The organism is Legionella anisa (assembly GCF_001467525.1).
In the GTDB taxonomy this organism is placed as follows: Bacteria; Pseudomonadota; Gammaproteobacteria; order Legionellales; family Legionellaceae; genus Legionella; species Legionella anisa.
This window is the reverse complement of sequence record NZ_LNXS01000006.1, coordinates 74,376-82,437: the sequence shown is the minus strand read 5'-3', so window position 1 is coordinate 82,437 and position 8,062 is coordinate 74,376. Positions and strand designations below refer to the sequence as shown.

The window sequence follows — 8,062 nt, the reverse complement described above, 5'->3', positions numbered from 1 at the left end:
CTTGCGCGGGAGAGGGAGCAGATCGAAGCAAGATTAAGTGATGTGCCTAGATGAATGCTGAAGAGCCTACAAAAAAATTTAGGGACATTACCTATTGCAGGAGAGCAAAATTTTTACCGGACAGTAGTGTGCCTACGCAGGGATGACCGCCTTTTTGACTTCGATATAGGGCGTCCATTTCTTATGCTGGATGGATTCAAGTAACAAATGAATTCTACCTGGTTAAATTTTGTGAGGAACTCTCAGGACTTGTCCGCGGCATCCAATACTGTTAGGACAATGGAGCTTAAACCTGCAACAAACATCCCAAATGAATAAATAAGGTCTATTATTTTTTAAATACACCAACTGAAATGAGACTGTTTTGTGTTCTATTATTTAAAATCAAAACAATTTATTGCTTTTATAATAGCGGGAGCAATAGCAGTTACCGTAAACTTTTGTAGCAGAATCATCTATAGCTATTCATTCAGTTTTTCAACATCCATTCTCTTAGCCTATGTTACTGGAATGGTTGTCTCGTTTATTCTTGTCAAATTCTTTGTATTTAAGAAAAGCCAGCAAACATTTACTCGATCCATTATTTTTTTTATTCTGATTAATTTAATTGGCATGTTGCAAACTTTGCTTGTTAGTTTATTATTTGCCCATTATTTTTTGCCCGCTATGGGTATTAAATCTTTAGAAATTGCACACGCAATTGGACTCGCCGCTCCTGCGTTTACCACTTATCTGGGACATAAGTTTTTGACTTTTCGAGAAAAAATTTAGACATTTTGGCTTAATCAGGACAGTCCCCAATTGGTTTTAATTGTTTTGGATGCTTAAAAAAATACTTGGGATCAACTATTTTCAAAACTTGTGCATGGTACTGTTTTAGTAGCAACATCTTTAAAAAAGTGCATACGTTTATGCAACAAACTTTTAGCCCTATACACTAAATAAAGAGTATATCGAGGGGCTGTTTGTGGATAATGCAACTGAGTAATCGATTTATCTTCCAAGTAAGGCGATATATAAGATCTTGGCAAGCAGGCTACTCCATACCCATTTCTTACCGACCGAATTAATCCCATTACATCCACAAATGTAAGAGAAGGTTCAATGGAATTAGGTGATATATCCAGCGCTAGCTCTGTATACCTTTTAATAAAAGGCATCGCATCCTCATAAACAAGCCACCGCATGGATTTAAGGCTTTTATTAAAAGCAACTTCACTCGTTTTATCTAAGTAATTATCCCAGCGCTCTGTTCCAACAAACACGAGTTCATCATCAAATAATTTAATAAATTCAAGATTAGGATTGTCATATTTAACTGAGGTAATACCAAAATCAATGGTATTATCTTGCAAATCATTAATAATCATTGAATCTTTAGGAATGTAGTTAACTTTTAATTTGATTCCATGCTCAAGACAAATACCGATTGTTTTTATTAACAGATTTTCAGCAAATTCATTGATACAGCTTATATGTATCTCCCCACTCATTGAATTTGTATATTTTGAGAAATTATCCATTACCCCTCTAATTTTATCGAAAGGCTCTGAAATTAAAGTAAAAAGCTTTTTAGCGGCCTGAGTGGGTTCAATACATTTGGCATTTCGTTCGAAGAGTCTTTCTCCCAGATAAGTTTCTAAGTTCTTAATGTGCAGTGAGACCGCAGCTTGAGTTATGTTTAGCCTTTTAGCCGCTTTAGAAAAGGAGCCTAATTCATAGGCAAAAATAAAGGATTCTAGATTATTGTAAAAATTCATTTTCTTCTCTGTCTTTTCCAAATTAATTCTTAAAAAATATGCTGTTAGGACAAAATATTTACTAATTGAAGTATAGCAATACAAAATTAACGGACCATTAACAACGCCACAATAATTGGCATTGGGCCTATTCCATGCAATTCATTTCATGACCTATACTTATTAAATAGTAACACTGAACCTTTGTGAGACTGAAAAATGGAAAACTCATGGAAAGATCAGTTGGATCAAGAATTAATAAAGCAATTAGGCCGTAAAAAAGGAAAAAAATTTGCCGAGAAATACCTCCCGTCATTATCAATGAGTTATTGTGAACAACATACTGTTGAGGAAGCAATCACCGATCTCGTGCAAATTGATAAGCTATCCCTGGATGACCCATTAACCATTGTTTTTTTCGAATCACCCCGAGGCGAATATCCATTACATATTAAATTGTATCGATATGGCAGACCAATTCCTCTCTCCGATATTCTGCCTATGATTGAAAATATGGGTTTAAGAACTTACACGGAAAGACCGTATAAAATTTCTATTGCACCCAATCAATTTGTTTGGATCAGTGATTTTAATGTTACCTATGCCCACTCCAATCTACTCACCCTCGATCAAGTAAAAAATATTTTTAATGAAGCCCTAATAAAAATAAGTGTTGGAATTTGTGAAAATGATGGTTTTAATAAGCTGGTTTTAGGTGCAGGATTATCCTGGCGAGAGATTGTTATTATTCGAGCTTATGCCAAATACATGCAACAAATTGGATTTCGCTTTAGCCAACAGTATATTGAAAAAACCATCGCCACCTATTCTGTAATTGTCAAAAAATTAATTCAACTTTTTTATTTAAAATTTGGTCTGAAACAAAATACGACAAATAAAAATAAAAAGGCAGAACTGGAAAAAGAGATTCGAACCGATATTGATGCTATTACCAGCTTAGATGAAGATCACATCATCCGTTTTTTCTGGTCTTTAATCAAAGCGACTCTTCGTACCAATTATTTTCAGTTAGGTTCCGATGGCGAGCCTAAAGAGTATCTGTCATTTAAACTTAACTCAGCCAAAGTGCCTGATTTACCCCCAGGACAACCTATGTACGAAATTTTTGTTTATTCAACACGATTTGAAGGCATACATTTACGCAGTGCTAAAGTAGCACGTGGAGGTCTTCGCTGGTCTGACCGTCCAGAGGATTTTCGTACAGAAGTACTTGGTTTAATGAAAGCTCAAAAAGTAAAAAACTCAGTGATCGTACCTTCTGGAGCTAAAGGAGGTTTTATTTTAAAAAAAGCAATCAATATGCTCGATCGCGAAAAGATAAAACAAGAAGTCATTTACTGTTATCAATCATTTATACGAGGATTACTTGACCTAACCGATAATCTTGTAGATGACCGTGTTGTTTCACCCAAAAATACCGTGTGCTATGACGAGGCCGATCCTTATCTTGTTGTAGCAGCAGACAAAGGAACAGCAACTTTTTCTGATATAGCAAATGGTATTGCTAAAGAATACAACTTCTGGCTTGGAGACGCTTTTGCTTCCGGAGGATCTGCAGGCTATGATCATAAAAAAATGGGGATTACTGCTCGCGGCGCATGGGAGTCAGTTAAACGGCATTTCCGCGAATTGGATGTTCGCATAGAGGAACAGGATTTTACTGTTGTGGGTATTGGTGACATGAGCGGTGATGTATTTGGTAATGGATTGACTTATACCAGTCATGCACTTTTACTTGCAGCATTTGATCATCGCCATATATTTCTTGATCCCAATCCTAATGGTCCCAAAACTTTTGCAGAGCGTCAGCGTTTATTTAATTTACCCACCTCATCATGGGAAGACTTCAATCCTCGATTAATTTCCAAAGGTGGGGGAGTTTACTCACGCTTAAGTAAATCCATTGCCATTACCCCTGAAGTAAAAAAAGCACTTTCGATTACAGCCAACTCATTGACACCCAATGAATTGATACGGGAAATCTTAAAAGCACCCGTTGATTTATTATTTAATGGGGGTATTGGTACTTATGTTAAAGCATCAACTCAATCTCATGCTGATGTTGGCGACAAAACGAATGAGTTTTGTCGGGTTGATGGTAATGAATTACGCTGTAAAATTGTGGGCGAAGGAGGCAATCTCGGAGTTACTCAACTTGGGAGAGTGGAATTTGCGCTTCAAGGCGGCTTAATTAATACTGATTCAATTGATAACTCAGCAGGAGTAAATTGCTCTGACCATGAAGTGAACATCAAAATTCTGCTGAATAAGGAAATGATCCAGGGAAAACTTACAGAGAAAAAACGCAATCAATTGTTAACGAAAATGACGGAACAAGTTGCAGAGCTCGTTTTACAAGATAATTACAATCAAGCATTGGTTTTGAGTTTTTCTGCTACGAATGCCTTAGCTTATAGTGGTTTATATCAAGCATACATTAAAGAACTGGAAACAGTGGTACACTTAGACAGAAGTGTTGAATTTCTTCCTGATGAGAAACATCTTTTGGACCGTAAAGCAGCAGGTCAAGCTCTGACTCGCCCCGAATTGTCCATTATTATGGCCTATACAAAAATTTATATTACGGGTGAATTATTAAAATCTGATTTGCCTGATGATCCCTATTTTGCAACCATACTCGAGACGGGATTTCCTTCAATGCTGATAAAATCTTATGCCAAGGCCATGCAAACCCATCGTTTGCGACGTGAGATTATCGCAACACAACTCAGTAATCAGATTGTTAATAGTATGGGTATTACCTTCATGTACCGCTTGCATGTTGAGACTGGCCAAACAATAGCAGATATTGCGCGTGCTTATATTATTGCTGCGAAAGCCTATCGAATAGACGACTTAAATCGATTGATTGATTCGCTGAATTACAAAGTGACAGTACACACTCAATATGAGTTACTTCACCACGTCAGACAATTAATGAATTTAGCAACTCGGTGGTTTTTACATCATAAACGTCTTGCAGGTGGAATTACCAATAATATTGCTCATTACAGTCAATCTATAGCAAAACTTGAAAAATCAATTCCTGACTTAATGGCAGGTGTTACTAAAGAATATCTTAATCAAATTGTGATTCAGTTTGTAGATATTGGTTTACCCGAAGAGGCTGCAAAAAAAATCGCTGCTACGCGTGCTATGTATACTGTATTAAATGTAATAGAAGTAGCAACACAAAATAAATTTGATTTAGGAAAAACCGCTGAAGTTTATTTTAAAGTAGGCAGTAAATTTAGCCTGGTCTGGTTCCGTGATCAAATAGGTAGTGACTCTCGTGAGGGTCATTGGAATAGTCTCGCCCGATTGTCTTTACGTGATGAGCTCGATAATTTGCAACGGCGTCTGACCATTGTCATTTTAATGAATAATCAAAAAACACTAAACTCGGATGAGCTCATTGCCTATTGGCTCGCAAAAAACCCTTTTATTCACCAACGATGGGAAAAATTGCTGGAAATGCTGCTTGGTAGTGCAAGTATTGATTACACAATTTTCTTTATTGCTCTGCGCGAATTATCAACCCTAATCACAGTAGAGTAATAGGGTCTTATCTTGGCCAAAATGACTTAATTTTCTGTTCTCTGCGTCTCATTGCGCTTCACGCTCCTCAGTGAGTTTGGAATGAGGTCTAATGACATACCCTTATTTCAATTGCAATAGTTCTCATTGTTTTTTTATCTCTGTTGATGATACTGTGATTCTGCAAAGTCAATTGATGAAATCAAAGGAGAGCTTAAATTATGGATGAAAAATACCGAAAAGATGCCAAATCAAAAATTGCAAATGCTAAATATCTAGAACGTAAACATGCTGCAAAAAAAATAATAATCGATGAATACAAGCAAGGAATCAATTTATTTTTACAAATCATCAATAAAACACCTGCTGACTTTCATGATCTTTCCAATGCCTATTGTGATCTGGCGATTTTTTATTTTAATAAAAAGGAACACGTAAAAGCAGCTCAATGTTATCTGGATGCTATAAAACAACTTCTGCAAACTGAATTAAATGATGAAAGTCATAGAAAATTAACAGAACTGTATATTGATTTAGCCGATGCATGTTATGAATCGTTCAATCAACCTGCAGGGGATGAAGCAATGTCAAATGCCATAAAAGCATTTGGTCTGATTAAAAACAAAACTATTGAAGAACAGAAAATCGGTGACCCAGGAGCTAATTTAGCTAATTTCAAGAAATTTCATAAGTATTATGAACATAAACTTTCAACCGATTCATATATTGAGTCATCCGAATTTACAAATCATGAGCTTTTACTCGGTGCAAGACAAGTTACAAGACAAGAGGAACAAGAGGAGCAAGCGCTTTTCGCAAAATTTGAAACCATATCAATTGGTGAAATTCAACAAATTGATCATAGTATAGAGAGCATGTTAAGCCAACTGTCTCTATCTGCTGAGAAGCCTTTATTTAATCCTGTTGTAATCAATGAAACACCTAACGATGGTGTGTGTCGCAATATGGCAATGCAGCTTTTAACATTGGCTAAGTCTCATATTCAAAGCCAATTAATACCAGAAACCATTGCAACGTATAGACAAGCCATTAAAACACTGCAAATGATCAAAACTCCACAACAAAGTGACCATCAAATAGTCCAGCATTTGGAGGAACAGATAAAGTATTTGCAAAGAAAGAAAAGTGTCCCAGAAGCACCATCTTCTTTTATATCGCCCTCTATGCCTATAGAAAGTCAACGATCGGTTTCAGTCACTCAGTCAGGGAGAGGTTTTTTTGCTCAATCGTTACATGAGGAAACAAAAGAAGAGTATTCCATGGATGTTGATATGGATGTTGAAATGCTCGATGAAACCAAGAGCAACGGAATAAACATGTAAAAAGTCATTAACGCTGTCTTTTTATAATCGGATGCCTCATTGATCCATTCAAGCGTGATTTTAAATTAAGCCTGTTACAGGCTTAATTTATATCTCTATACATGAAACATTCTCGAAGATCAAAAAATACAGTCATCTTAATATAGTTACTCACATGCCTGAGGGTTCAATGCCTCGGCTTCAAGTACCAATGCGCTTATCAACTCATTTGCACTCATATTTCTGCATAATTGCGCCGATTGACCAGCCCACATGGACATAAAATCAATGTCATTTTGTTCTTTTGCTTTTTTTCGCATCATGCTTGTTAAGGCATTTTGAATGGGATAATCAAGAATATTTATTTTTCTTGCCTCCATGCGCTCAATAAATTGATTTCGTATTCCTCGGGCTAACTTTCCAGAGAAGGCTCGAGTAAGCACCGTATTATCGTGTTGCTGTGTCAGTAAAGCGTGTTTATAGACATCGGGAATACCGGATTCAAAACAACTGAGAAATGCCGTTCCCATTTGTATGCCTTCAGCACCTAAATAAGTTGCAGCCACGATTCCTCTTCCATCCATAATTCCGCCCGCCGCAATAATAGGAATTTTGATTTGTTCCACAAATTGAGGTATTAGGCTAAATAAACCAATCAATCCATCTTCCGCTTTACCTATAAAAGTCCCCCTATGCCCTCCTGCTTCACTTCCTTGAGCAACAATTGCATCAATGCCGCTTTCTTCAAGTACACGCGCTTCAGCTAAGGTTGTGGCTGTACCGATTAAAATGGTGTGATTCTTCTTTAATTTTGATATCCATTCAGCATCCAGCAAACCAAATGCATAACTAAAAACAGGAATTTTTTCTTCAAGAATTACATTGATTTGCTCCTCAAAAGATTGTGCGTACGGTTTTGTAACTGGCTCAATCTCTATATTTAATTCATGGCAGGACTTTTTAATATCCACACAGGACTTTTGAATTTGCGCCTCGGACGCAGAATGCTCCTCTGGAATAAAAAGATTCACTGCAAAGGGTTTATTCGTTAATTTACGAATTGTTTTTAGAGCGTGTCTTATCTCGGCAGGAGTCATATATCCTGCACCTAACGAGCCTAGGCCACCTGAATTGCTTACCGCAGCAATTAACTCAGGTGTAGTAGCACCACCTGCCATAGGAGCCTGTATAATTGGAAATCTTAAACCAATTTTTTCAGTCAGTCGTGTCTGCCACATGGTTTGCATCCTTTTTATATTTCATTAATCATAAACTTGATGTTCAATGAATACTATAGTGTAATGAAACACATTGCTCTAATGTTCAGCGCCAATTATCCCAGATTATTTATTGCATAAACTTAAAGTGGGATTGAACAATAGATTGGAAAAATCGATTATTAACTTGCAAGATCAGTCAGATAATCAATAGTTGCTGGAAAAT

5 protein-coding genes are annotated in these 8,062 nt (G+C 36.6%); 3 read left to right on the top strand and 2 right to left on the bottom strand.

What is annotated here, in order from left to right:
* The first annotated feature begins 366 nt into the window (after nucleotides 1-366).
* A complete protein-coding gene (locus Lani_RS03050; protein WP_058388395.1) occupies nucleotides 367-771 on the top strand; it encodes a GtrA family protein in 405 nt (134 codons plus the stop codon).
* Between the two features lie 71 nt (nucleotides 772-842).
* On the opposite strand, the gene Lani_RS03045 is transcribed toward Lani_RS03050, so the two are convergent.
* Nucleotides 843-1,760, bottom strand: a complete 918-nt coding sequence (locus Lani_RS03045) for a LysR family transcriptional regulator (protein WP_019233799.1) — start codon at nucleotides 1,758-1,760, stop codon at nucleotides 843-845.
* A gap of 198 nt (nucleotides 1,761-1,958) precedes the next feature.
* Here Lani_RS03045 and Lani_RS03040 point away from each other — a divergent pair, with 198 nt between their 5' ends.
* Nucleotides 1,959-5,318 (top strand): NAD-glutamate dehydrogenase, encoded by a 3,360-nt coding sequence (locus Lani_RS03040; protein WP_019233800.1) that lies wholly within the window; start codon nucleotides 1,959-1,961, stop codon nucleotides 5,316-5,318.
* Between the two features lie 200 nt (nucleotides 5,319-5,518).
* Nucleotides 5,519-6,640 carry a tetratricopeptide repeat protein gene (locus Lani_RS03035; RefSeq protein WP_058388394.1) on the top strand — a complete coding sequence of 374 codons (1,122 nt, stop codon included), beginning with the start codon at nucleotides 5,519-5,521 and terminating at the stop codon, nucleotides 6,638-6,640.
* 146 nt (nucleotides 6,641-6,786) lie between these two features.
* Here Lani_RS03035 and Lani_RS03030 read toward each other — a convergent pair whose 3' ends face one another.
* The gene (locus tag Lani_RS03030; protein ID WP_019233803.1) at nucleotides 6,787-7,857 is read right to left on the bottom strand and encodes an NAD(P)H-dependent flavin oxidoreductase; all 1,071 of its coding nucleotides are present in this window, start codon (nucleotides 7,855-7,857) and stop codon (nucleotides 6,787-6,789) included.
* Nucleotides 7,858-8,062 lie beyond the last annotated feature (205 nt).